General features: G+C 67.0%; 21 protein-coding genes. 14 read left to right on the top strand and 7 right to left on the bottom strand.

Going from position 1 to position 22,371, the window contains the following annotated elements:
• A partial coding sequence (locus H537_RS57010) for a sigma 54-interacting transcriptional regulator (RefSeq protein WP_441293974.1) occupies positions 1 to 752 on the top strand: 752 nt, incomplete at its 5' end.
• Positions 753 to 960: 208 nt separating this feature from the next.
• Here the strand turns inward: H537_RS57010 and H537_RS42090 are convergent.
• Both H537_RS42090 and H537_RS0109710 read right to left on the bottom strand, forming a co-directional pair.
• Positions 961 to 3,105: a putative bifunctional diguanylate cyclase/phosphodiesterase gene (locus H537_RS42090; RefSeq protein ID WP_084150563.1), complete on the bottom strand. Its 2,145-nt coding sequence runs from the start codon at positions 3,103 to 3,105 to the stop codon at positions 961 to 963.
• A 913-nt stretch (positions 3,106 to 4,018) separates the two neighbouring features.
• Positions 4,019 to 4,312, bottom strand: coding sequence for a helix-turn-helix domain-containing protein (locus tag H537_RS0109710; RefSeq protein WP_169516981.1), 294 nt, complete (start codon positions 4,310 to 4,312; stop codon positions 4,019 to 4,021).
• 161 nt (positions 4,313 to 4,473) lie between these two features.
• Here H537_RS0109710 and H537_RS0109715 point away from each other — a divergent pair, with 161 nt between their 5' ends.
• On the top strand, positions 4,474 to 5,274 hold the full coding sequence (locus H537_RS0109715) for a DNA/RNA non-specific endonuclease (RefSeq protein ID WP_156901573.1): 801 nt from the start codon (positions 4,474 to 4,476) through the stop codon (positions 5,272 to 5,274).
• 73 nt (positions 5,275 to 5,347) lie between these two features.
• Here the strand turns inward: H537_RS0109715 and H537_RS56710 are convergent, their stop codons facing one another.
• From H537_RS56710 to H537_RS0109725, 3 genes are all read right to left on the bottom strand, one after another.
• Positions 5,348 to 5,950 (bottom strand): YHYH domain-containing protein, encoded by a 603-nt coding sequence (locus tag H537_RS56710; protein ID WP_375136317.1) that lies wholly within the window; start codon positions 5,948 to 5,950, stop codon positions 5,348 to 5,350.
• Positions 5,951 to 6,031: 81 nt separating this feature from the next.
• Entirely contained in the window at positions 6,032 to 7,465 is a 1,434-nt protein-coding gene (locus H537_RS0109720; RefSeq protein ID WP_028997767.1) for an amidase family protein, read from the bottom strand.
• A 12-nt stretch (positions 7,466 to 7,477) separates the two neighbouring features.
• Positions 7,478 to 8,476 (bottom strand): Bug family tripartite tricarboxylate transporter substrate binding protein, encoded by a 999-nt coding sequence (locus H537_RS0109725; RefSeq protein ID WP_238446643.1) that lies wholly within the window; start codon positions 8,474 to 8,476, stop codon positions 7,478 to 7,480.
• 122 nt (positions 8,477 to 8,598) lie between these two features.
• Here H537_RS0109725 and H537_RS42095 point away from each other — a divergent pair, with 122 nt between their 5' ends.
• Entirely contained in the window at positions 8,599 to 9,540 is a 942-nt protein-coding gene (locus tag H537_RS42095; RefSeq protein ID WP_051242289.1) for a LysR family transcriptional regulator, read from the top strand.
• 100 nt (positions 9,541 to 9,640) lie between these two features.
• On the opposite strand, the gene H537_RS42100 is transcribed toward H537_RS42095, so the two are convergent.
• Positions 9,641 to 10,465 (bottom strand): GntR family transcriptional regulator, encoded by an 825-nt coding sequence (locus tag H537_RS42100; RefSeq protein WP_084150564.1) that lies wholly within the window; start codon positions 10,463 to 10,465, stop codon positions 9,641 to 9,643.
• A 218-nt stretch (positions 10,466 to 10,683) separates the two neighbouring features.
• Here H537_RS42100 and H537_RS0109740 point away from each other — a divergent pair, with 218 nt between their 5' ends.
• The 11 genes from H537_RS0109740 (at position 10,684) to H537_RS0109790 (ending at position 20,729) form a co-directional block, all read left to right on the top strand.
• Entirely contained in the window at positions 10,684 to 10,914 is a 231-nt protein-coding gene (locus H537_RS0109740) for a hypothetical protein (RefSeq protein ID WP_238446644.1), read from the top strand.
• A 67-nt stretch (positions 10,915 to 10,981) separates the two neighbouring features.
• A complete protein-coding gene (locus H537_RS0109745) occupies positions 10,982 to 12,304 on the top strand; it encodes an aromatic ring-hydroxylating dioxygenase subunit alpha (RefSeq protein ID WP_028997770.1) in 1,323 nt (440 codons plus the stop codon).
• Positions 12,305 to 12,319: 15 nt separating this feature from the next.
• The gene (locus H537_RS0109750; RefSeq protein ID WP_028997771.1) at positions 12,320 to 13,759 is read left to right on the top strand and encodes a glutamine synthetase family protein; all 1,440 of its coding nucleotides are present in this window, start codon (positions 12,320 to 12,322) and stop codon (positions 13,757 to 13,759) included.
• Positions 13,760 to 13,764: 5 nt separating this feature from the next.
• Positions 13,765 to 14,088: a 2Fe-2S iron-sulfur cluster-binding protein gene (locus H537_RS0109755; RefSeq protein ID WP_028997772.1), complete on the top strand. Its 324-nt coding sequence runs from the start codon at positions 13,765 to 13,767 to the stop codon at positions 14,086 to 14,088.
• A gap of 2 nt (positions 14,089 to 14,090) precedes the next feature.
• Positions 14,091 to 15,335, top strand: coding sequence for an NAD(P)/FAD-dependent oxidoreductase (locus H537_RS0109760; protein WP_043458489.1), 1,245 nt, complete (start codon positions 14,091 to 14,093; stop codon positions 15,333 to 15,335).
• Between the two features lie 75 nt (positions 15,336 to 15,410).
• Positions 15,411 to 16,598, top strand: coding sequence for an ABC transporter substrate-binding protein (locus tag H537_RS0109765; protein ID WP_028997774.1), 1,188 nt, complete (start codon positions 15,411 to 15,413; stop codon positions 16,596 to 16,598).
• Positions 16,599 to 16,630: 32 nt separating this feature from the next.
• Positions 16,631 to 17,491 carry a branched-chain amino acid ABC transporter permease gene (locus tag H537_RS0109770; protein WP_028997775.1) on the top strand — a complete coding sequence of 287 codons (861 nt, stop codon included), beginning with the start codon at positions 16,631 to 16,633 and terminating at the stop codon, positions 17,489 to 17,491.
• The gene (locus H537_RS0109775) at positions 17,491 to 18,453 is read left to right on the top strand and encodes a branched-chain amino acid ABC transporter permease (protein WP_028997776.1); all 963 of its coding nucleotides are present in this window, start codon (positions 17,491 to 17,493) and stop codon (positions 18,451 to 18,453) included. The genes H537_RS0109770 and H537_RS0109775 overlap by 1 nt, the downstream gene beginning before the upstream one ends.
• On the top strand, positions 18,450 to 19,277 hold the full coding sequence (locus H537_RS42105) for an ABC transporter ATP-binding protein (RefSeq protein WP_084150565.1): 828 nt from the start codon (positions 18,450 to 18,452) through the stop codon (positions 19,275 to 19,277). Before H537_RS0109775 ends, H537_RS42105 begins: the two co-directional genes overlap by 4 nt.
• The gene (locus tag H537_RS0109785) at positions 19,270 to 20,013 is read left to right on the top strand and encodes an ABC transporter ATP-binding protein (RefSeq protein WP_028997777.1); all 744 of its coding nucleotides are present in this window, start codon (positions 19,270 to 19,272) and stop codon (positions 20,011 to 20,013) included. The genes H537_RS42105 and H537_RS0109785 overlap by 8 nt, the downstream gene beginning before the upstream one ends.
• Complete coding sequence (locus tag H537_RS0109790) at positions 20,010 to 20,729, top strand: type 1 glutamine amidotransferase (RefSeq protein WP_028997778.1); 720 nt, start codon at positions 20,010 to 20,012, stop codon at positions 20,727 to 20,729. Before H537_RS0109785 ends, H537_RS0109790 begins: the two co-directional genes overlap by 4 nt.
• A gap of 182 nt (positions 20,730 to 20,911) precedes the next feature.
• On the opposite strand, the gene H537_RS0109795 is transcribed toward H537_RS0109790, so the two are convergent.
• Positions 20,912 to 22,045 carry a porin gene (locus H537_RS0109795; protein ID WP_028997779.1) on the bottom strand — a complete coding sequence of 378 codons (1,134 nt, stop codon included), beginning with the start codon at positions 22,043 to 22,045 and terminating at the stop codon, positions 20,912 to 20,914.
• Between the last annotated feature and the right edge of the window lie 326 nt (positions 22,046 to 22,371).

Here is a 22,371-nt window from a genome sequence, read left to right on the forward strand (position 1 = left end):
ACGAGAAGGGCAGCTTCACCGGCGCCGACCGCATGCACCAGGGCTTCTTCGAGCGCGCTCACGGCGGAACGCCGTTCCTCGACGAGATCACCGAGATGCCGCTGGAGCTGCAGGTCAAGCTGCTGCGGGTGCTGGAGACGGGCACCTTCATGCGCGTGGGCTCGACCACGCCCATCGAGACCGACGTGCGCGTGATCGCCGCCACCAACCGGGCTCCTGAGCAGGCCGTGGCTCGCGCCAAGCTGCGCGAGGACCTGTACTACCGGCTCAACGTGTTCCCGATCGCGCTGCCGCCGCTGCGCGACCGCTCCAGCGACGTGCCGCTGCTGGCCGAGCACTTCCTGGCCGCGGTATGCGAGCGCGAGAGCGTGCGCAAGCGCTTCACGCCCGCGGCGCTGGAGAAGCTTGCCGCGTACCGCTGGCCGGGTAACGTGCGCGAGCTGCGCAACGTGGTGCAGCGCGCCTTCGTGATGGCCGAGGGCGAGCACATCAACGACGAGTGGCTGCCCAGCGACCGCCTTGCTATGGCCTACGGCGCCGAGCCTGTTGTCACCATCAAGATCGGCACGTCAATGGCGGAGATGGAGCAGCAGCTCATTCTTGCCACGTTGCATCACTGCAAGCAGCACAAGGAGCAGACGGCAGCCGTGCTGCAGGTGAGCATGAAAACGCTCTACAACCGTCTCAAGGAATACGCGACCGGGCAGCAACCGAGTAATGAACCGAGCATTCGCGCTGACAAAACTGTTTGACAGCGCCATCGGCACCGACTGCTGGACAGTACCCTGGGCCGGAAAGGATGCTGCCACGCAGGTGTCCGCGACCCTGACCAAGAAGATATCGGCCAAGGCCACCGAACCACCCAAGAAGGCGGCCGAAAAGAAAAGTACACCCGGGCCATGGCATCGCGAGTGCTGGTAGCGACCGTGATGTCCTGTACAGGCGGTCAGGGACCGGCACCTATGCTCCCTGCACGGGGTCCTGCGGCTCTTGCGGCTGGCGGTCCAGCCACGCCTCCAGCGCCTGCGCTGGCATGGGACGTGCGATGCCGTAGCCCTGCAGCTGCTCGCATCCCAACTCGGCCAACTTGCGCGCATGCTCGGCCGTTTCCACGCCTTCGGCTACCGTGCGCACGCCGAAAGCCTGGGCCAGGCCGATCACGGCCCGCACGATGTGCAGGTCGCCCTGGTCCGACAGCATGTTGCTCACGAAGCTGCGGTCGATCTTGAGCGTGCGCACCGGCAGCTTGCGCAGATAGCGCAACGAGGAGTAGCCCGTGCCGAAGTCGTCCAGCGCGAAGGAGATGCCTTGGCGAGCGCACGCCTCGATGGCACGGCCGGCTGCGTCAAGATCGTCCAGGGCCGCGGTTTCCAGAACTTCCAGCTCGATACCGCCCTGGACACCGCCTGCGGCCTGTTCGGCACTGCGCACGATGGCGGCCACGGTGTTGGCCAACTCCGGCAGGACCAGCGTGCCCGGCGAGACGTTGATGCTCATGTGCAGTGCCCGGCCTTGCGAGCGCCAGCGCGCCCACTGCGCCACCGCGGCACAGATCACCCACAGGTCGAGCTGGACTTCCAGCGGTGTCCCGACGACGATCGGCAGAAATGCGCCTGGCGGCAGCAAACCGCGCTGCGGATGCTGCCAGCGCACGAGCGCCTCCGCCCCGAGAACGGTGCCCGTTCGTGCACAGACCTTGGGTTGGTAGTGCAGGCACAGCTGTCCCCTGGCCAGCGCCTGTCGCAGCTCGTCAAGCAGCGCGGCCTCGGGGGAAACGCCATGAGCGGTGTCGTCGTCAGCCATGCAGATGCGGTTCTTGCCCAGCCGCTTGGCACGGTACATCGCCTGGTCGGCCGCGCGCAGCAGGTGCTCCGGCGTGTCACCATGCTGCGGATACAGCGCCAAGCCAAGACTCGCCGTCATGCGCGGCGGCTGACCGTCCAGTGCATAGGGTTGTGCCAGCGTCTGCTGCACGCGCTGCAGCAGCGGCTCCAGCGCGGCGGTGCTGCCAACGTTGGCCAGCAGGAGCACGAATTCATCACCGCCCACGCGGGCCACGGTGTCGCTGGCACGCAAGGCCTGGCTCAGGCGGCGAGCAACCTGCAACAGCAGTCCGTCACTGGCACCGTGGCCAAGGGTGTCGTTGACCGTCTTGAAATCGTCAAGGTCGAGCTGGCATACGGCCACCCGCTGTCCCTGCCGCTCGGCCAAGGCAATGAGTTGCCCCAACCGGTCCAGCGCCAGCACGCGGTTGGGCAGCCCGGTGAGGGCATCAAAGTGTGCCAGCCGTGCCAGGTCTTCCTGCTGGCGCTTGAGCCTTGTGACGTCGTTGTAGAAGGCCACGTAATGCGTGGGCTGGCCCTCGGGCGACAGCACGGTGCGGATGCGCACGCGCTCCGCAACCAGCTCGCCGTCGGCACGGCGGTTCCAGATCTCGCCGCTCCACTGACCTGCCTGCCGCAGGCTCGCCCACATCTGGCGATAGAACCGCTTGTCATGGCGCCCGCTGGCCAGCAGGGTCGGGCGGCGTCCTATCACCTGCTCACGCGCATAGCCCGTGTGCGCGATGAAGGCTTCATTCACCTCGACAATGTGTGAGTGCGCATCCGTAATGACAATGCACTCCTGGGCCCCTTCAAACACGCTGGCCGCCAACTGCATCCGCTGCCGTTCCTGGTGTCGCTCTGTGCAGTCCTGCAGCGTGCCGCAGGCGCCCACGATGGCGCCCTGCCCGTCGCGCATCAGCCGAACTCGGCCCTCCACCCGGCGCACCGAGCCATCACTGGCAATGCCTCGGATAGCGTAGCAGTGGCGCTCGTGCGGATGGCGAACGAGGCTGCGCACAAGCGTCCGATAGCGTGCCTGATCCTCGGGCAGGAGGTAGCCTGCGCAGCGCGCGCCCAGCGTGCTGTGCACATCGTGTCCGAAAAGGTCTGTCCAAGACGGCGTCAGAAACGTGAAGCGCCCGCGTGCATCCGTCAGGAACAACACTTCCTGGATCTCATCCAGCGCCGATCGACACGCCCGCACAGCCAGGTGCAGTTGCTCGGGTACATCGTCGAGCATTGCGCCTGCAGCGGGTTCCTGGCGAGGTACCTGGATCATGCGGATTGAGATGCGAACACGCAGGTACCAAGTCCTGGATCAAGCCCCAGGCAACCAGCACCCGACAGCGTCTGTTCCTGCGGCAACTTGTTTGCCAGTCCTCTGCTACGGTTGTCGCGAACTCAGGCTGGCGGCTGGCTTTGACTGTAACCGATATGCAACCATCCGTTGCTACTGCAGTAGCTCAACAAACAACAGTGTTTCATGCACCGATGCGTCGCACGTATCTGCACGTGGATGGCCTGGAGGAACACCGCCGGGTACTGCCCTCCAGGACCCGGGCAGAAGTCATGGACTACAGCGCGCTGTGCGCCGAGGACACCAGGGTGGTTCTTTTCTCGCGTCGCTCGGCCGCCTCGGCATGACCGCGTGTAGCCGGGATGACCGGCCGGCTGGCGCCCGCAAGCCCCCAGCCGCCGACGCTCTTCATGCGTGAGATTCGCCGTCATGGGCCGGCGGTTCACTTTGCTCCTGGCCGCATACCGGCGGCGTCGGCCTACCCGGCGACGCCGGAGCGGGAACTGCGGGCCTGCGGTAGGGATGTGACGTTTCTGCGACAGGAGGGCAGCTTGACGCGCGTCGATCGAGGTCAAGCTCCTCATCCGGATTGACGCGCCACCCTCGTGAACGCGGCGAATTCAGGTTCGAGACCCAGCCTTGGCGCACTCGAGTGCCTGCGTATCCAGCTCCCGCACCTGCTGTGCCAGCTCGGGCGGCAACCACACCTGCACGCGCACGCAGCTCGCGGGCACCGACCAGGAGCGCGGCAAGTCGAGGCCTTGAGCAAGTCCCGGCGCCGTTGTCGGCCGAGCCATTCGCACCGCCGCGGCCGGCGTGGCAGCAGTGCTTCGCACGCGGCTTGAGAAGCGTTGGGGCGCAGTTACCTTGGCTTTGGCCGGCTGACCGAGCGGGTTCACCGCCGGCGTCCCGGCCTGGGCCGGATACCGGCAAGCTCGATGCGCAGCGCCTCGCGATCGAACTGCGGATCCACCAGGTCAGGCAACCACTCCAGGCGTTCGTAGAGATGCAGCGCCGCGGCGTAGATCGCCATCGACACCGACGGGTCGCCGCGCTCGAGCTTGATGATGGTCGGCGCCGAAACGTTGATCTGAGCGCCCAGATCGCGGATCGTCATGCCCCGGCGCTCACGCGCCAGGCGCAGGTTCGCGCCCAGCGACGACAGCGCCTGTGTGATCGGCTGAGGCATCTCGCTGGTGATCTTCGGGGCGCGTGGCATAAGCGTTATTTGAACATGTTCCGCGACTATAATTAATTTAAATTAAACAACACGCAGTATGAAGTTTGAGCAAGGATGGCGTCCGGCACGAATGCCTGCTGCTCTTGCTGCAGCCGCCTGCGCAGGTGATGATGACGAAGCCCCTGACTTTTTTGCTGGCCGCAGTGTGCGCACTGGCCCTGACGGGCTGCGACAAGGGCACGCTGCCCGGCGCGGCGCCAAAACAGGCTCCGGCTGCCGCGTCAGCAGCGGACTCCGTAACGGGGTTCGAGCAGTGCCGCCAGTTCTTTCCTGGCGTGCTGCCTCGGGTACCGGAGCTGCAACAGCGCCAGCCGCGCGACCTGTGTTTCGACGCCTTCGCGGTGCTGCACTCGGGCCGCAGCAAGACGCCCGTGTTTGTAGTTGAAAAGCTCACCGCGGCGCAGCTGGACGACGCCGCCGACGAGGAGCGCACGAACAAGTTCTTTGCCGACGCGCGCCTGCCCAGCGCCGAGCGCGCCACGCTGGAGGACTACAAAGGCAGCGGCTACGACCGCGGCCACATGGCGCCCGCGGCGGACATGCCCACGGCGCAGGCCATGGCGCAGTCCTTCAGCCTGGCCAACATGGTCCCGCAGGCCCCCGAGAACAATCGCAAGCTGTGGGCTGGGCTTGAAAACGACACCCGGCGCTACGTGCGCCGCGCCAAGGGCGCGGTCTATGTCTTCACCGGACCGGTGTACGGCGCCAGCGGCGCACAGGTCATCGGCCCCGGCCGGGTGTGGGTGCCTTCGCACCTTTTCAAGCTGGTCTACGACCAGCAGGCGAACCGGGCCTGGGTCCACTGGAGCGAGAACAGCAACGAGGCACGCGCGGGCAAGCCCCTCACCTACGCCGAGCTCGTGCGGCGTACCGGCATCGAGTTCCTGCCCGGCCTCTCCCCCAACGACTGAAACGCGCGAGCAGCTGCCATGGCTGGCTGCAGCGGCCGTCCTGGTGTCCCCGACCAAGTCCGGCAGGGGCACATCAGCAGCCCGCGTAGTTCTTCCTGCCGCTGCTCGTGATGGTGTAGGTCCCGCCGCGGGGTCCGACATGGCAAGCCGCAGATCCGGGTGAGGCAGGCATGGGCTCGGTGCCCCGTACGGTCTGGGTACCGGACGCCTGGCTCGTCGGGGGTGGCGAGGGCGCCGCCTGTGCACGGTGGCAGTGGTAGTCGCCGGTCTTGCGGTCGTGGTGGCAGCCCTCAGCATCCAGTCCACCACCATGCGCACGTGCATGCGCATGCGAGGACACGGCAGCAAGACCTGCGACAGCAAGCAACGGCAGGCATTTCATCATCCTGCCCCTCCCATCCTCCATACCAAGCGTACGCGATGCGCCGGCGGGCGGCGCCGCGAGCGGTCCCTCTGCACGAAGCCATCCTACGCCATCGTGTCCCTGCGGGGCTAAGGCCGTTGGAGCGCGCGGCGCTGTTGCATCCCTGCGGCACGCGGCCGGATGCCGGCGCTGGCCTTGGCTCGTGGGCCGGGCGCGGCCACCGCCTCCAGATGCGCGGACCGTTGTGTCCCACGACTGCCGTCGGCGCGGCGGACGGCCCAATCGCAACCACCCATGGAGGCCGCCATGCATGGCGCGAGGCCGGCGACAGGGATCGGTTGCGAACCCGCCTGACGGAACTCGCTGGCCCGTTCGCGCAACTGGAGTTCTACCTTAGCTGAGCCGGCGCGCACCGTGGAGGGATGGGAAACCACAGACCTGTTCCAGAATCCGACCCGCCACCAGCAGCCTGCGTTCGCGGAACGCTGCGCCGAGCAGCTGCACTCCAACAGGATGACCATCTGACATTCCGATCGGCACGTTGAGTCCCGGCAGGCTCATGGCCGCGGGACCGATCAACGTGCTTTGATCGAGCAGCAGCTGTCGCATCCGCTCCTCGCCTTGAAGATCCTCATCCCAGGGCATCGGTGTCCGGCAGGACGTCGGCATCAGGACGATCGGATATCGCTCAAGAAACCGTGCCCACTCTTGCCGAAGCACGTCCCGTTGTGCAAGCGCCTTCGCATAGGCGTACGGCTCTCTGGAGGGCATGCACGCGGACATCGAGCGTACCGACGAGATGATGGCTGGATCGTTGGTCGCGTCGACGGCTGACATCATCCAGAGCTCGACATCCGTCATGACGATGGTCAGCCAAAGATCCAGGGCTTGAACAAGGTCCGGCGGGGACGCTGTCTCGACGCTGTAGCCGGCGCTCTCCAGAGCCTCGGCGGCCTGGCTCAAGACCGCGTTCACTTGCGGAGCTACGCGTGCTCCAGGCACGCTGTCTACCAACGCAACCCGTACCGGTTGCGTGTCGTCGTCGAAATCCAGGCGCACGTCCGTCCACGTCGGGTCCATGTGCCCATCGCGGGCCATGGAGCGCAGTCCCAATTCGACGTCCTCTACCCGACGGGCCAGCAGACCCTGCGAAGAGAAGAGCTGAAGCCCCATGAAGCGCCGTTCAACCGAGGGATTCAGCGCCGGGATGCGACCGGGCGTCGGTTTCAGACCGGCAACGCCACACACGTAGGCGGGATAGCGGATCGAACCGGCAATATCCGTCCCATGTGCCAACGCACACATGCCTGCGGCCACTGAAACGGCGGCCCCGCCGCTCGATCCACCGCAAGTGATGTCAGGCCGCCAGGGGTTCAAGGTCCTGCCGTGCATCGGGTTCTCCGTGAACCACCGAAACGAGAACGGAGGAACGTTGGTCCTTCCAACGATCAGGGCACCCGCGCGGCGCAGGTTTGAAACGACCGCACTGTCCGCCGGTGCGATACGGTCCCTCCAGGCGGTCACGCCATTGGACGTTGCTTGTCCGGCCACATCCGCGTTGAGCTTGATGCTCACTGGCACGCCATGCAATGGACCGAGCGCGGCCGGATCTCTGCTTCGCAGGCGATCCGCCTCTATCGCCTCCTGCATCGTTTGCTCGCGGTCCATGTAGACGATGGCGTTGAGGCTGGGATTCACGTCATCGATTCGCCTGTAGAAGCTGTCGAGAACCTCCACGCACGAGACCTCGCCCGCACGAACGGCGTGAGCGATCTGCGTCGCGCTCCATTGCCAGATTGCATCCCCCGCCGGGCTGTTGTCCGTCATTGCTAGTGCTCCTCAGTCAAGCTTGATGTTGTTCTGACGGGCGACCTGCGCATACGTGCTGGTCCGGGCCTCGAGCAGCCGCCGGGTTTCGATGGGGCTCAGCGGAGCAACATCGAAGTTGAATGTCTTGTAGCGGGCACGCAGTTCCGGACTCGCCAAGGCAGCCTGCAAATCTTTGTTGATCTTGTCGGCGATGGCCTGGGGTGCCCCCTTGGGCAGCAGGAGCGCCACGAAACCGCTGGCCTCGAAGCCAGCAGGACCGCCGGCCTCCGCGACCGTTGGCACCTCCGGAAAGCTGGTCAGCCTCGACGGTCGCGCAACCGCCAGGTATTTCACCCTGCCAGACTGGTACGCAAACTGGGTCGACGCCATGGCGCCCAACGCCCAGTCGATCTCTCCCGTGCTGACGCCCGTGTACAGCAGGCTCATTTCCTTGTACGGGACGTGGGTCATCCGGGCGCCTGCCAGGCCGAGCAACGCTGCGGAGTGCAGGTGGGCGGCGCTACCAACGCCCCAGGTGCCGTACGTTGTCTTCTCCGGCGCCTTGCGCGATGCCGCCAACAAGTCACCCACACTCTTCCAAGTGGAGTTCGAGGCGACGACGACGAAGAACGGCGTGGTGTAGAGAACACCCACCGGATCGAAGGTTTCGAGCAGCCGAAGACCGCGGCTCGGGAAGAGGCTGGGCAGCGCGCTCAGGGCGTCCCCATCGTGCATCAACAGCGTATGACCATCGGCGGTTGCCCCCTGGGCCGCCTGGATGGCGATGAGTCCGGCACCGCCGGGGCGGTTCTCGATGATGACCGGGGTCTTCCATGTCGCCGCGAGCTTCTCGCCGGCGGCGCGCATCATGGCGTCCGGGCCACTGCCCGCCGAAAACGTGGTGATCACGGTCACCGGTTTGGTCGGAAACGCTGGTGCACCTTGCGCGAACGAAGCAGCACTGCAGAGGCCGAGGATGGTGGCAAGAACGGCCCGTCGGCTCGGGCGAAAAGGTTGGACAGGCGTCACGCGCATCTCCTGTGAGTTGTGTCCAATGTTCGAGCAGACCCGATATCTCGGCAAACGGGGACGCAGATACCATCCATCTGGATTTTCGATATCGCCAGGCGAACGACTTCCGGAGGCACCTCGTGGCGACCCTTGACCTGCAGTGGCTCGACGTCTTTGACGAGACCTACCAGCTTCGAAACGTGTCGCGAGCAGCCGAGAAGCTGGGCATCACGCAGGGGGCGGCCAGCACCGCGCTGACCCGGCTGCGCGGCTACTACGGCGACGAGCTGTTCACTCGCACGTCCCGCGGCGTATTGCCGACGCCCCGAGCCGATGCGCTGCACCCGGTCATCCGCGAGATCCGCGAGCGGCTGCAGGCGGCGCGCAATACCCCGGCGACGTTCGATCCGGCGCGTGCGCAACGCGTCTTTCGGCTGTGCATGACCGATCTGGGCGAGATCGCTTTTCTGCCGCGGCTGCTGAACCACCTACAGTCCCGCGCACCCTCGGTGTCCATCGAAGCCGAGAAAATCGGTGGCGACACGCCACGCCGACTCGAGGAGGGGACTGTGGACCTGGCTGTCGGCTACATCCCGCAGATTGATGCCAGCTTCTACCAGCAAGCATTGTTCGAGCAGGACTTCGTATGCCTCGTCAGCCGCTCACACCCGCGCATCCGCGGCAAGCTGACCGCCGCCGCATACGCGAACGAGCGTCACGTGGTGGTGGTAACGCCCGGAACCGGCCACGGGACGCTTGTCGACCGCTGCCTTGAGGCCCATGGAGTGACGCGCCACATTGGGCTGCGTGTACCGAGCTTCCTGGCGGTGGCGCAGATCGTCGGTGAAACGGAGCTGATCGCCACGGTGCCGCGGCACTATGCCGATGTGACGTTGGCTCGGGAACCAATCCGCCAGTTGCCGCCGCCCTTCGATCTTCCAACGTACGCGGTCAAGCAGCATTGGCATGCTCGCTACCACCGAGATCCAGCCAGTCTGTGGCTGCGCCAGACAATCGCAGACCTGCTCCCCGCGGCCGTGACGCCCTCCGGAACTCGACCGCCGCAGCGTCGCACGCCATAGAGATTCACGTTTTGTCGCGTGAGCCGGATGCGCGGCTGCAGCGCAAGCGCATTCCGAGAACAATGGCCCCGCGTGAGCGCGCCATTGAAGTGAAATGCCTTCACGGCGATGGCTGACCCTTGAGAGGGTTCGAGCCGCTGGGCTTATCCGGCCGGCTCGCTACAGCCGACTCCGTGGCCCGACGGCTGCGCGCCCCTCGGCCACCAGCGTCGACAAGCGCAATGCCAGGCAACACTTGCGCAGCAACCTCCGGTCGGTCGATCGCGAGGTCGAGATTCATGCGGGCAACCTCCACATGCTCCTCGCACAGCGCTTGCGCCCTGAAGCCCTGTCCCCGCTCCAGGGCCTGAACGAGCGCATGGTGCTGGCGGTGCGCCAGCTGCATCGCCTGGTGGCCCTCGTCGATAGAGGATTGCATGGGCAGCATCGCGCTCGCTGCGGCAAAGGGTAGTCCGTTGAGCATGTCGATGGCGCGCGCCAGCGCCGTGTTGCCGCAGCCATCGACGAGCAGCTCATGGAAGCGGTTGTTCATCTCGACATACGCGGCGTAGTCGTCCAGATCCATGGAGGGCTTCTCGACGGCCTTGTCGCCGACCTCCAGGCACTCGTGGAGCTCCCGGGCGAGTTGCCGCGAGAGGCCATGTTCCGCGATGGTCCGCGCCGCGAATCCTTCTAGCAGACCGCGCACGAGGATCGCGTCAGAGACTTCGCGAGCGGTGAACCTGCGCATCTGGTAGCCGCCACCAGGCGACGACTCGATGAGGCCCTCGTGCTCCAGCGTCGCCAGTGCCAGTTTCACCGGCGTTCTGGACGCACCCAGCCGTTCGGCCAGTGGAATCTCGGCCAGCCGCTCACCGGGTGCAAATCCGCCCTTGAGGATCAGGTCGCGTAGCTGAACGAGAACTCGGGACTGTGTCGACTCCATACATGGCTCCTGTGTTCCCAATGATCGCATGCACTCGACATCGGAACCAAGCAGTCTTCTCGTTTTCGCATACAAGCTGCATGCATCTAAGCCTCTTGAAGGCAAAAATGCTGGTTCAGCGGCGCCTGAAATCGACAAATCTAAGGGTAAACGCTGAATTTTCCGGGTTGATATACAGCAAGACGGCATCCATACTGAATGCAGCTGCATGCAATTGCATGTACCTGGAGATCACCATGAATGCTCCTTCGCCTTCACGGAAGGACCGCTCCTACCAGCTGCGGTTCAACGCTCTGGATGAAGGTGGTCGCGCCCTGGTCTTCCCTTGTGACGCCAAGGGACAGGTCGACATCGACTCGCTGAGCGAATCCGCGAGGAACGACTACTTCTTTGCGCGTGCCGTGGTCGGAGGTGAATTCACCAGGCCTTGCGTGCAGCTCAACGGCTGACCGCCAGGAGCCGCGCTGCCAGCGCAGCCCAGCGGTCACACCCCCATTCCCCAGAACGGAGATCTCGATGATCAGTCAACACCAGAACGACCTCATGACCCACGTCGGCCCCGGCACTGCAGCCGGGACGCTGCTGCGCCGGTACTGGCAGCCCGTGGCACTTGCAGAGGAGCTCGCCGGGCCGCGGCCGCTCAAAGCGCTCCAGCTCATGGGGCAGGAGCTGGTGCTGTTCCGCGACGAGAACGGCCAGTTGGGGCTGCTCGACCGCGACTGCCCGCATCGCGGCGCCGACTTGGCCTTCGGCCGGCTGGAGCACGGCGGGCTGCGCTGCCCGTTCCACGGCTGGCTCTTCGACGGGAAGGGCGCCTGCCTGGAGACGCCGGCCGAGCCGGCCGGCAGCAAGCTTTGCACCCGGATCAAGCAGGGCGCGTACCCCGTGGTCGAGAAAAGCGGTGTCGTCTTCGCGTACCTGGGCGAGGGCGAGCCGCCGGCCTTTCCCGAGTTCGACTGCTTCGTCGCCCCGGAAAGCCACACCTTCGCCTTCAAGGGGCTGTGGGAGTGCAACTGGCTGCAGGCGCTCGAAGTGGGGATCGATCCGGCCCACGCCTCGTTCCTGCACCGCTTCTTCGAGGACGAGGACACCGCCGAGAGCTACGGCAAGCAGTTCCGCGGCGCCTCGGCCGACTCCGAGCTGGCCATCACCAAGGTGCTGCGCGAGTACGACCGGCCCGACATCCAGGTCGAGCCCGCACCCTACGGCATGCGGCTGACCACGCTGCGCAAGATCTCCGAGGAGCAGACGCACGTGCGGGTCACCAACCTCGTCTTCCCGCAGGCCTTCGTCATCCCGATGAGCTCGGAGATGACCATCTCCCAATGGCACGTGCCCGTCGATGACACGCACTGCTACTGGTACGCCATCTTCACCAGCTTCACCGGGCCGGTGGACAAGCAGCAGATGCGCGAGCAGCGCCTGGCCACCATCGAGCTGCCCCACTACACCTCGCGCAGGAACAAGCACAACGACTACGGCTACAGCGTCGAGGAGCAGCTCGGCGCCACGTACACCGGCATGGGCACGGACATCAACGTGCACGACCAGTGGGCCTGCGAGTCGCAGGGGCCGATTCAGGACCGCACCCGCGAGCACCTGGGCACGACCGACAAGGCCATCATCGCCTACCGCCGCCTGCTCGTGAACGCCATCGAGCGCACGCAGGCCGGCGAGGCGCCGCCGATGCTGCCCGCCGCGGGCCAGACGAGCACCTTCACGGGGCCGCCGTCCATCGACGGCGTCGCCCTGGCGCACAAGGCAAGCAGCTATTGCCAGGACGCGGACCTGGAACGACGCCGGAAGTCCGACTGGGCGTCGGCTCGCCTGGCGGCCTGAGCAGGCGGAGGGCAAATGGCTACGTTTGTAGATCGCCACGGGCTGTGGAGCCCGCAGCAGGAAGCCCAGGCCACGGACGTCATCGGCCGCCTCGACGCAGGTGACGTGGACGTGGTTCGCTTCGCCTGGCCCGACCAGCACGGCGTCCTGCGCGGTAAGACACTGGTTGCCAGCGCAGCGCGCGGGGCGCTGCGCGAGGGCGTGAACCTGACTTCCACCTTGCTGGGCAAGGACACCTCGCACAAGACAGTGTTCCCGGTCTTCTCCGCGGGCGGCGGCTTTGGCGTCGAAGGCCTGCAGGGCGGCGCCGACTTCGTGATCGTGCCCGACCCCTGCACCTTCCGCACCCTGCCCTGGTCGCCCCGCACGGGCTGGGTGCTGTGCGACGCCTACATGCCCGACGGCAAGCCGTGCCCGCTGGGCACGCGCCAGGTCCTGCAGCGGGCGTTGCGCCAGGCCGAAGCCCTGGGCCTGGAGTTCGTCGCCGGCCTCGAAGTCGAGTTCCACGTCTTCAAGCTCGACGATCCGAACATGCGTCTCGCCGATTCGGGCCAGCCGGGCGAGCCACCACGCGTGTCGCTGCTGTCGCACGGGCACCAGTACCTCACCGAACAGCGCTACGACCGCGTCGACGGCCTGATGGAGCTGCTGCGCTCGCAACTGAGCGCGCTGGAGCTGCCGCTGCACTCGCTGGAGGTGGAGTTCGGCCCCAGCCAGTTCGAACTCGTCTTCGGCCCGACCGCGGGGCTCATGCCGGCCGACACGATGGTGCTGCTGCGCAGCGCCGTCAAGCAGATTTGCCAACGCAACGGCTATCACGCGACCTTCATGTGCCGGCCGCGCATCCCCAACGTGATGTCCAGCGGCTGGCACCTGCACCAGTCCCTGCGCAGCCGCAAGGACGGCACCAACGCCTTCGTGCCGGAACGCGAGGGCCAGGCCCTGAGCGATCTGGGCATGCACTACCTTGCCGGGCTGAAGGCGCATGCCTGCGGCACCGCCGCGCTGGCGAGCCCCACCATCAACGGCTACCGCCGCTACCGGCCGTTCTCGCTGGCACCCGACCGCGCCAGCTGGGCCCGCGACAACCGCGGCGCGATGCTGCGCGTGCTCGGCGGCGTGGGGCAGAACGCCTCCCGCATCGAGAACCGCATCGGCGAGCCGACGGCAAACCCCTACCTCTACCTGGCTTCACAGCTGTTCTCCGGCCTGGACGGCATCCAGCGCGAACTGCACCCGGGGCCCTCGGCTGACGCGCCCTACGAGACGCCCGCCGAGCCCCTGCCGCGTTCCCTGGCCGACGCCCTCGGCTGCCTGCGCGCGGATGCGACGCTGGTCGAGCAGCTCGGCCCGGCCTTCGTAGCCCACTACTGCGCCATCAAGGAAGCAGAGATTGCCCGCTTCAACCTCGAAGTGAGCGAGTGGGAACAGCGCGAGTACTTTGACCTGTTTTGACCACCATGCCCACGATCCACTACATCCTCAAGGACGGCAGCACGCGCAGCATCGAGGCCAAGCCCGGCGCGAGCGTGATGGAGACCGCGATCCACCACAACGTGCGCGGCATCGACGCCGAGTGCGGCGGCAGCTGCTCCTGCGCCACCTGCCACGTCTATGTCGATGACACCTTCATCGACCGCCTGACACCACCCGACGACATGGAGAGCGAGCTGCTCGACGGCGTGGCCTCCGAGCGCCTGCGAGGCAGCCGCCTGAGCTGCCAGATCGCCATGACGGCCGAGCTCGACGGCCTGACGGTGCGCATTCCCCAGAGCCAGGCCTGACCATGGCAACGCAAGCCCCTCTGGTGATCGTGGGCGCGTCCTACGCGGGCACACAGCTCGCGGCAAGCGCCCGCGAGCTCGGCTTCGAGGCCCCCATCGTCATGGTCGGCGACGAGCGCCACGCGCCCTACCAGCGGCCACCGCTGTCCAAGGGATTGCTGACGGGCAAGACCCCGGTCGACCGGCTCGAGCTGCGCGGCCCAGACTTCTTTGCGCAGAACGACATCGACCTGCGGCTCGGGCTTCGGGCAACGGCGCTCGATACCCGCGAGCGCACCGTGACCTTCGATGACGGGACGGTGCAGCCCTACGGTTGGCTCGCGCTGGCCACCGGTGCGCGATGCCGGCCCCTGTCCGTGCCGGGCACCGGGCTCGAAGGCGTGTTCAACCTGCGCACCCTGGACGACGCGCTCGGCGTGGCCGGTGCGCTGGCCCGGTCGAAGCGGGCCTGCGTGATCGGGGGCGGCTTCATCGGCCTGGAAGTCGCCTCGGCGTTGAGCACCCGAGGAGCGGACGTGACGGTCATCGAGAGCCAGCCGCGCCTGCTGGCACGCGTGTTCCCGGCGCCGATGTCCGAGTACGTGGCCGCCGCGCACCGCCGGCGTGGCGTCTCGCTGGTGACGGGGCGCGGCGTGCGCCAGCTGCACGGCAAGCAAGGCCGCATCGATGCGGTCGAGCTCGATGATGGCACGCACATCGAGTGCGACATGGCAGTGCTCGGCACCGGGGTGCTGCCGAACACCGACCTGGCCGAGCAGGCGGGGATCGCCACCGGCAACGGCATCCTGGTCGACGCGTCGGGGCGCAGCTCGGTCCCCCGCGTACTAGCGGCCGGCGACGTGGCCAACATGGCGATGCCAGCGGTGCCGGGCGGCCGCGCCGTGCACCTGCGGCTGGAGTCGATCCAGGCGGCCAATGACGGCGCGCGGGCCGCCGCCGCCGTCCTGGTGGATCGGGAGCAGCCCTTCACCGGAGTGCCCTGGTTCTGGAGCGACCAGTTCGAGCTCAAGTTCCAGATGGCCGGCCTGCCCGCGAGCGGCGACACGACGGTGCTGCGCGGCGACACGGCCACGGACCGCTTCACCCTCTTCTACCTGCGCGACGGGGCCGTGGCCGCGGCGCATTCGGTCAACCGCCCCGCCGAGCACATGCAAAGCCGCAAGCTGATCGCCAGCGCAGCCCGCATCGCGCCGCAGCTCCTCGCGGACGAATCGGTCGATCTCAAGAGCCTCGTGGCGGCCGCATGAGCTCGGGCGCCGTGCGCGGCGCCTTCGCATCCCCTGCCGGATCGCCGGACAACACACCCCCAACGGAGACAACCCATGATCAACAGACGCGCCCTTTTTGCAACGGCCCTGGTGGCCTGCCTCGCAGGCCCGGCCACCACACACGCCGCGGATGCTCCACTGCGCATCGGTCTGATCGCGACGTACTCGGGGCCTTATGCCGACTACGGCCGCCAGTTCGACAGCGGCATTGCGCTCTACCTCAAGGAGCACGGCGGCAAGATCGCGGGCCGCCCTGTGGAAATCATCAAGAAGGACACGGCCGGGCCGGCACCGGACGCGGCCAAGCGCATCGCGCAGGAGCTTGTCGTCCGCGACAAGGTGAACGTCCTGACCGGCCTGGACTTCAGCCCCAACGCCTACGCAGTGGCCGCGGTCGCGACGCAAGCCAAGGTGCCCACCCTCGTGATGAATGCGGCCTCATCGGGCATCACGACCAGCTCCCCCTACGTCGCACGGCTGTCATTCACCGTGCAACAGGTCACCGAGCCGATGGCGCGCTGGATGGCCAAGGACGGCGTGAAGGAAGCCTACACCGTGGTGGCGGACTATGCGTCCGGGCAGGACGCCGAGGCCGCCTTCAAGAAGGCCTTCACCGCGGCGGGGGGCAAGGTGGTGGGGGAGGTGCGCACGCCGATGAACAACCCCGACTTCTCGGCCTACGTGCAGCGCATCAAGGACGCCAAGCCGCAGGCGGTGTTCTTCTTCTTTCCGTCCGGCGTGATGCCCCCGGCGTTCCTCAAGGTGTGGAAGGAGCGCGGCATGGGACAGGCCGGCATCAAGCTCTACGCCACGGGCGACGCGACGGACGACAGCTACCTCGAAGCGATGGGGGACGTCGCGCTGGGCCTGGTCACGAGCCACCACTACTCCTATGCGCATGCTTCGCCGAAGAACCAGAAGTTCGTGAAGGACTTCGCCGCCGAGTTCGGCAACCAACTGCGCCCCAACTACTTCGCCGTGACGGCCTATGACGCGCTGGCAGCGCTGGAGCTTGCGCTGGCGAAGACGGGCGGCGACACCTCGGGCGACAAGGTCATGGAAGCCCTCAAGGGGCTGAAGTTCGAGAGCCCGCGCGGCCCGGTCGAGATCGACCCGGTCACGCGCGACATCGTGCAGACGGTCTACATCCGCAAGACCGAGCGACCCAGCGGCCCGCTGGTCAACGTCGAGTTCGACAAGTTCGAGCGCGTGAAAGACCCGGCCAAGCAGGCGAGCCACTGAAGCGCCCTCCTCCATGCCTCATCGGGACTCTCATGGGAATCGTGATCTTTGACGGAGTGGCCTACGGCATGCTCCTGTTCCTCATCGGGGTGGGTCTGTCCATCACGATGGGCTTGATGAACTTCGTCAACCTTGCCCATGGCAGCTTCGCCATGGTGGGCGGCTACGCGGCAAGCATGCTGATGGGCCGCCTGGATGCGGGCTTTGCCGTCTCGCTGGCCGCTGCCTTCGTCGCGGCCGCGACGGTGGGCGCCCTCCTGGAGCTTCTGCTGTATCGCAGGCTGTACCGTGCGCATCCGCTGGACCAGGTACTGCTCTCGATCGGGATCGTGTTCGTCTCCATCGCCGCGTTCACGTGGTGGTTCGGCCCGTCCATGCAGCCGTTCAAGCTGCCGGCAGCGCTGGACGGCCAGGTGTCGCTTGCCGGGATGGAGGTGGGCCGCTACCGCCTGTTCCTGATCTTGTGCGGCGTGCTCGTACTGGCCACCCTGCTGCTGGGCCTGGGCAAGACACGCTACGGCGCCATGGTGCGTGCAGCCGTGGACAACCAGCGCGTGGCACGCGGGACCGGCATTCATGTGCAGCGCCTGTTCCTGCTGACCTTCTCACTGGGCTGCGGCCTGGCGGGACTGGGCGGCGCGCTCAGCCTGGGTGTGCTGGGGCTGGAACCGACGTTTCCGCTCAAGTACCTCGTGTACTTCCTGATCGTGGTTTGTGTAGGCGGCGCCGGCACCATCACCGGCCCGTTCGCCGCCGCGCTGCTGGTGGGCATCGTTGATGTCGCAGGCAAGTACTACTTGCCCGAGGCGGGCGCCTTCCTGGTCTACGTCTTCATGATCGCCATGCTGCTGTTGCGCCCCAACGGCATCGTGGCCCGCAAAGGACTCGCTTGATGAAAAGCCTCAGCCTCTCCCCCACCCAAGTGCGCGCGACGGAGATCGCGGTGTGGCTCGCGTTCGCGGCCGCCTACGTCGCGCTGCCGGACAAGCTCGCTTTGATGAGCCAGGTCCTGATCTTCGGCCTGTTTGCCGTGTCGCTGGACATGGCGCTCGGCTACGCCGGCATCCTCACCGTCGGCCACGCGGCATTCTTCGGCACGGGTGCCTATGCCGCCGGTCTGCTCGCCCGGCACGGCTGGGGTGAGCCCTTGTCCGGCCTGCTGGTCGCGCTGATCGGCTGCGCGGCGCTGGGCTACGTGCTGAGCTACCTCGTGGTGCGCGGCACGGACCTGGCGCGGCTGATGATCACCATCGGCGTGTGCGTGCTGCTGGCCGAGCTTGTCAACCGCCTCGCGCCCGTCACCGGTGGCACCGACGGGCTGCAAGGCATGGTGGTCGATCCGGTGCTTGGCACGTTCGACTTCGACCTGTTTGGCAAGACGGCCTTCTGGTACGCCTACGCCGTCGTGCTCGCGTGCTTCCTGCTCGTGCGGCTCATGCTGCGCTCGCCCTTCGGGTTGGCGCTGCGGGGCATCCACGACAGCCGCAAGCGCATGCTGGCCATCGGCTCGCCGGTGGAGGCACGCCTGCGTATGGCGTACTGCTTCTCAGCGGCGATGGCCGGCGTGGCTGGCGCGCTCCTGGCCCAGACCACGCAGTTCGTGGGCATCGAGTCGATCGGGTTCAACCGCTCGGCCGAGATCCTCATCATCCTCGTGCTCGGCGGGACGGGCCGGCTGTATGGCGGCCTCGTGGGTGCGCTCGTCTACATGCTGGTGCACGACGCTTTCGCCGAGATCGACCCGCAGTACTGGATGTTCTGGCTCGGCATTTTCCTGATCGGCGCCGTCCTGCTGGGACGCGGCGGGATCATGGGGCTGCTGTCGCGCGTCGTCCGCACGGAGCATGCGCGATGAAGGCCGCTCATACGCTGCAGACCCGGGACCTGGGCGTCCGCTTCGGTGCCTTCCAAGCCGTCGACGGCCTGTCCCTGCGTCTCGAACCCGGTGCGCGGCAGGCGCTCATCGGCCCCAACGGGGCCGGCAAGACCACGCTGATCAACCTGCTCACGGGCGTGTACCGCCCGACGGCCGGCAGCATCCACCTGGGCGAGCAGGACATCACGGGCCTGCGCTGCGACCAGCGCGCACGCCTGGGAGTCGTGCGCACGTTCCAGATCAACACGCTGTTCCCCAGCCTGACGCCGCTGCTGTCGGTGGTGCTCGCCATCAGCGAGCGCGAGGGGCTGGGTGCCGCCTGGTGGCGCCCGTTGAAGCGCTGCACCGCGGTGCACGCCGAGGCCCACGCGCTGCTGCAACGGCTGCGGCTTGACGACTTGGCCGATGTGCCGGTGGCCGAGCTGGCCTACGGCAAGCAGCGGCTGCTGGAGATCGCCATCGCGCTGGCCGCCCGCCCACGCATCCTGCTGCTGGACGAGCCCGCAGCGGGCGTGCCGCAGAGCGAGAGCGGCGAGCTCTTCGAGGTGATTGACGAGCTGCCGCCTGACATCAGCATCCTCTTCATCGAACACGACATGAACCTCGTCTTCCGCTTCTCGCGCCGCATCTCGGTGCTCGTTGCCGGCCGCATCCTCACCGAAGGCACACCGGCCGAGATTGGCGCCGATCCCGTCGTGCGCGAGGTGTACCTCGGCAACGGCTCGGGCTTCCAGGGCCGGCAGGCCCCCATGGGGAGCCAGGCTCACGCGGGCGCCTGCCTCGCAGGAGCGGCCCATGGCTGAAGTCCTCGCCTTCGACCAGGTCACGGCCGGGTACGGCAACGCCGTGGTGCTGGATCGGCTGAGCTTTTCGCTCGCACAAGGCCAGAGCCTGGCCGTCCTGGGCCGCAACGGCGTGGGCAAGACCACGCTGCTCGAAACGCTCATGGGCAACACCCGCGTGACGGATGGCTCGATCCGATGGCTTGGCCAGGACATCACGCGGTGGCCCTCCCATCTGCGGGCACGCGCGGGCATCGGCTGGGTGCCGCAGGAGCGCGAGGTGTTTCCCTCGCTGACCGTCGAGGAGAACCTCGTCGCGGTGACCCGGCCGGGCGTGTGGACCCTGGAACGGGTCTACGGGTTCTTTCCCCGCCTGCGCGAGCGCAGGGGCAACTACGGCAACCAGCTCTCGGGCGGCGAGCAGCAGATGCTGGCCATCGGCCGTGCACTGATGACCTGCCCGAAGCTGCTGTTGCTCGACGAGCCGATGGAAGGCCTGGCGCCGCTCATCGTGCAGGAGCTCGCCACCGCGATCCGCCGCCTGTGCGAGAGCGACGGCCTGGCCTCCATCGTGGTCGAGCAGCATCCGGTCTTGGCACTGGAGATGACGCACCAGGCCATCGTCCTGGAGCGCGGCACCGTGGTTCACGCCGGCCCCAGCAGCGCCCTGGCAGCAGACGCCCCTTTGCTGGAGCGCTTGCTCTGCGTGGGAAGGGCCGAAGAAATGGCAAGCCACGAGGCCGTCGTTCAAGCATGAAACCCATCGCAGTTTTTCAACATACCGAAGTGGGCGCACCGGGCACGGTGCCGCAGATCCTTGATTCGCTCGGCTGCGACGTGCGGCTGGTACGCATCGTGGACGGCGAGCCGGTGCCTTCAGGCGTCTCAGAGTTTGGGGGTCTGGTCTTCCTGGGCGGCTACATGAGCGCGCATGACGAGCTGCCGTGGATCGCACGCGAGATGTCGCTGATCCGCGACGCCCATGCGCGCGGCCTGCCCGTGGCCGGGCACTGCCTCGGCAGCCAGCTGGTGGCACTGGCGCTGGGTGGCCAGGTGCATGGTCACACCCGTCCGGAGATCGGCTGGAACCGGATCGAGGCCGCGGACGACCCCGTCTCGCGCGAGTGGTGGGGGCCTTATGCGGGCCGCGTGGTGACGACGTTCCAGTGGCACGGGGACACGTTCGTGCCGCCGGCCGGCGCAAGGCAGATCGCCCGTGCCGAGCACTGCGAAAACCAGGCCTTCGTGCTGGACGAGCGGCACCTGCTGCTGCAGTCGCACCTGGAGATGACGCCCGAGCTGGTTGAGCTGTCGCTGCAGCGCAATGGTGGGCAGTTGCTGCGGGAACATGCTGCCGGCAACCCCGCCGTCGCGTCGAAGGAGGAGACGCGCCGTCTTCTGCCCGAACGCACAGCCGAGATGGCACGCGTGCTGCGACGCCTCTACTCGCGCTGGATCGAGCGCTGCCAATAACCGCATGGCAATCAGCTTTCGCAACACGTCTCAGGCAGCGCTCACCTGACGGGCCCAAGCGAACATTGCGGCAGGAAGGTTCAAGCGACTTGCCCTGCCTGTTGGCAATCCGTTTGACGTGCTGCCGCTCAACGTTGTTGCCGATGGCCTTGTGTCCATCGGCGGCAACGATGCCAGCTTGGTCAAAACGAGGTTCGCACGCCGACCATGACAGCGCTCTGCGAACCTCCCGCCACAGGGTTGCTGCCGGACTGGCCGGAGCTCACCGAGATGGCCAGCCGGGCGCCGTTGCTGATGTGCGCTGCCTGGGCGTAGACCATGGCGCGTTTGGAAAAGCTGTAGCTGACGCGCAGTACCGCGAGCGTCGACTGGTCGCCACCGCCGTTGAAGTTCAGCTGGTAGAACTGTCCATCCAGAATAAGGGCCGGCGTGGCGATGTAAGCGCCGCCGATCCAGTACAGGTTGCTGCGCGCGCTCGCGCCGTTGACGGCCGACAGCGGCGCCGCGGCGTCGTTGTCGCGCCGGATCACGCCGGCCGTGACCTTCACCGGGCCGAACTTCGCATAGCCGTTGAGCGTGACGCGCTGGTCCTTGAGCGCGCTGCTGGTCAGCCCCGCGAAAGCGCCCGCGCCGCCGCGGATCTCGTCGGCCGCCAGCGCCACGCCCCACGCCGGCGAGTCGTACTTGACCATGGCCGACCACTCGCGGCAGGCAGTCTTGTCCGCGGCGTTCTCGCCCGCGCAGTTGGTGCCCGCGGGGCTCGGCCCAGCGTTGACCGCGTCGCGGCCCAGGCTGTAGCCCGCGCCCACCGACACGCCGCTGAAGCTGCCGCGGTAGGTGATGGCGTTGTCGGCGCGCGAGTTGGGGATGTAGGCATCGAGCGAGCCCACGCCGTAGACATTGGGGCCGAGCTGGTCGGCGTCCAGCAGCGACCAGAACAGCATCGTGTACTGCCGGCCTAGCGCGACCGTGCCCCAGCCGCCGGACAAGCCCACCAGGGCCTGGCGGCCGAACAGCCGCCCGCCTTGGCCCGACACGCCGTTGTCCGGCCCAAAGCCGGACTCCAGCGTGAACACCGCGCGCAGCCCGCCGCCCAGGTCCTCAATGCCGCGCAGGCCCCAGCGCGAGGGCAGCGTGCCGGAGATGTTGGGCATGCGCGTGAGACTGCCGCCGGTGGCGCCGACGTTGGTGATGCGCTCCACGCCGGTGTCGATGAGGCCATAGAGGTCCACTGCCGCCGGAGCCGGTGTGGTTTGTGCCTGAGCGCCGACGACGGCCAGGACCGACATCCCCATGGCTGTGATGCGGGGTTTCATGCTCATGTCTCCATTGTTTTCATGTCGTGGTGCGGTAGCAGACAGGACCGTGTGCACCGCTACCGACCCGGCGGCACACGCGTGACGCAGGCTCGAGGCCGTCCCTGGCGTATTGAGTCGTGGTGGCGTACGGTCGTACCCGTACCGTGCGACGGCACACTTGACGCTTGGGGTACGGCTGCAGGGAGTGGGACAACTGCTCAACATGGCAGCTGCAGCCTGCGCAGGCGGACGGGCGGGCAAGCCGCCGGGGTGAAGGTGTCCTATCGGTCATCCCGGGTGGAATGCACCGGGCACCTACCTGCTGCAGTGCGCCGTCGTTACAG

It is taken from the genome of Azohydromonas australica DSM 1124 (assembly GCF_000430725.1).
Classification (GTDB): domain Bacteria; phylum Pseudomonadota; class Gammaproteobacteria; order Burkholderiales; family Burkholderiaceae_C; genus Azohydromonas; species Azohydromonas australica.

Bases quoted from the DNA above. Each gene is read 5' to 3' on its own strand.
- H537_RS0109755 (WP_028997772.1), top strand. From the start codon at position 13,765: ATGCCCACGATCCACTACATCCTCAAGGACGGCAGCACGCGCAGCATC.
- H537_RS0109765 (WP_028997774.1), top strand. From the start codon at position 15,411: ATGATCAACAGACGCGCCCTTTTTGCAACGGCCCTGGTGGCCTGCCTC.
- H537_RS0109770 (WP_028997775.1), top strand. From the start codon at position 16,631: ATGGGAATCGTGATCTTTGACGGAGTGGCCTACGGCATGCTCCTGTTC.
- H537_RS56710 (WP_375136317.1), bottom strand. From the start codon at position 5,950: ATGCATGGCGGCCTCCATGGGTGGTTGCGATTGGGCCGTCCGCCGCGC.
- H537_RS0109740 (WP_238446644.1), top strand. From the start codon at position 10,684: ATGTACCTGGAGATCACCATGAATGCTCCTTCGCCTTCACGGAAGGAC.
- H537_RS0109715 (WP_156901573.1), top strand. From the start codon at position 4,474: ATGACGAAGCCCCTGACTTTTTTGCTGGCCGCAGTGTGCGCACTGGCC.
- H537_RS42105 (WP_084150565.1), top strand. From the start codon at position 18,450: ATGAAGGCCGCTCATACGCTGCAGACCCGGGACCTGGGCGTCCGCTTC.
- H537_RS42100 (WP_084150564.1), bottom strand. From the start codon at position 10,465: ATGGAGTCGACACAGTCCCGAGTTCTCGTTCAGCTACGCGACCTGATC.
- H537_RS0109760 (WP_043458489.1), top strand. From the start codon at position 14,091: ATGGCAACGCAAGCCCCTCTGGTGATCGTGGGCGCGTCCTACGCGGGC.
- H537_RS0109720 (WP_028997767.1), bottom strand. From the start codon at position 7,465: ATGACGGACAACAGCCCGGCGGGGGATGCAATCTGGCAATGGAGCGCG.
- H537_RS0109710 (WP_169516981.1), bottom strand. From the start codon at position 4,312: ATGCCTCAGCCGATCACACAGGCGCTGTCGTCGCTGGGCGCGAACCTG.
- H537_RS0109775 (WP_028997776.1), top strand. From the start codon at position 17,491: ATGAAAAGCCTCAGCCTCTCCCCCACCCAAGTGCGCGCGACGGAGATC.
- H537_RS0109750 (WP_028997771.1), top strand. From the start codon at position 12,320: ATGGCTACGTTTGTAGATCGCCACGGGCTGTGGAGCCCGCAGCAGGAA.
- H537_RS42090 (WP_084150563.1), bottom strand. From the start codon at position 3,105: ATGATCCAGGTACCTCGCCAGGAACCCGCTGCAGGCGCAATGCTCGAC.
- H537_RS0109745 (WP_028997770.1), top strand. From the start codon at position 10,982: ATGATCAGTCAACACCAGAACGACCTCATGACCCACGTCGGCCCCGGC.
- H537_RS0109785 (WP_028997777.1), top strand. From the start codon at position 19,270: ATGGCTGAAGTCCTCGCCTTCGACCAGGTCACGGCCGGGTACGGCAAC.
- H537_RS0109790 (WP_028997778.1), top strand. From the start codon at position 20,010: ATGAAACCCATCGCAGTTTTTCAACATACCGAAGTGGGCGCACCGGGC.
- H537_RS0109795 (WP_028997779.1), bottom strand. From the start codon at position 22,045: ATGAAACCCCGCATCACAGCCATGGGGATGTCGGTCCTGGCCGTCGTC.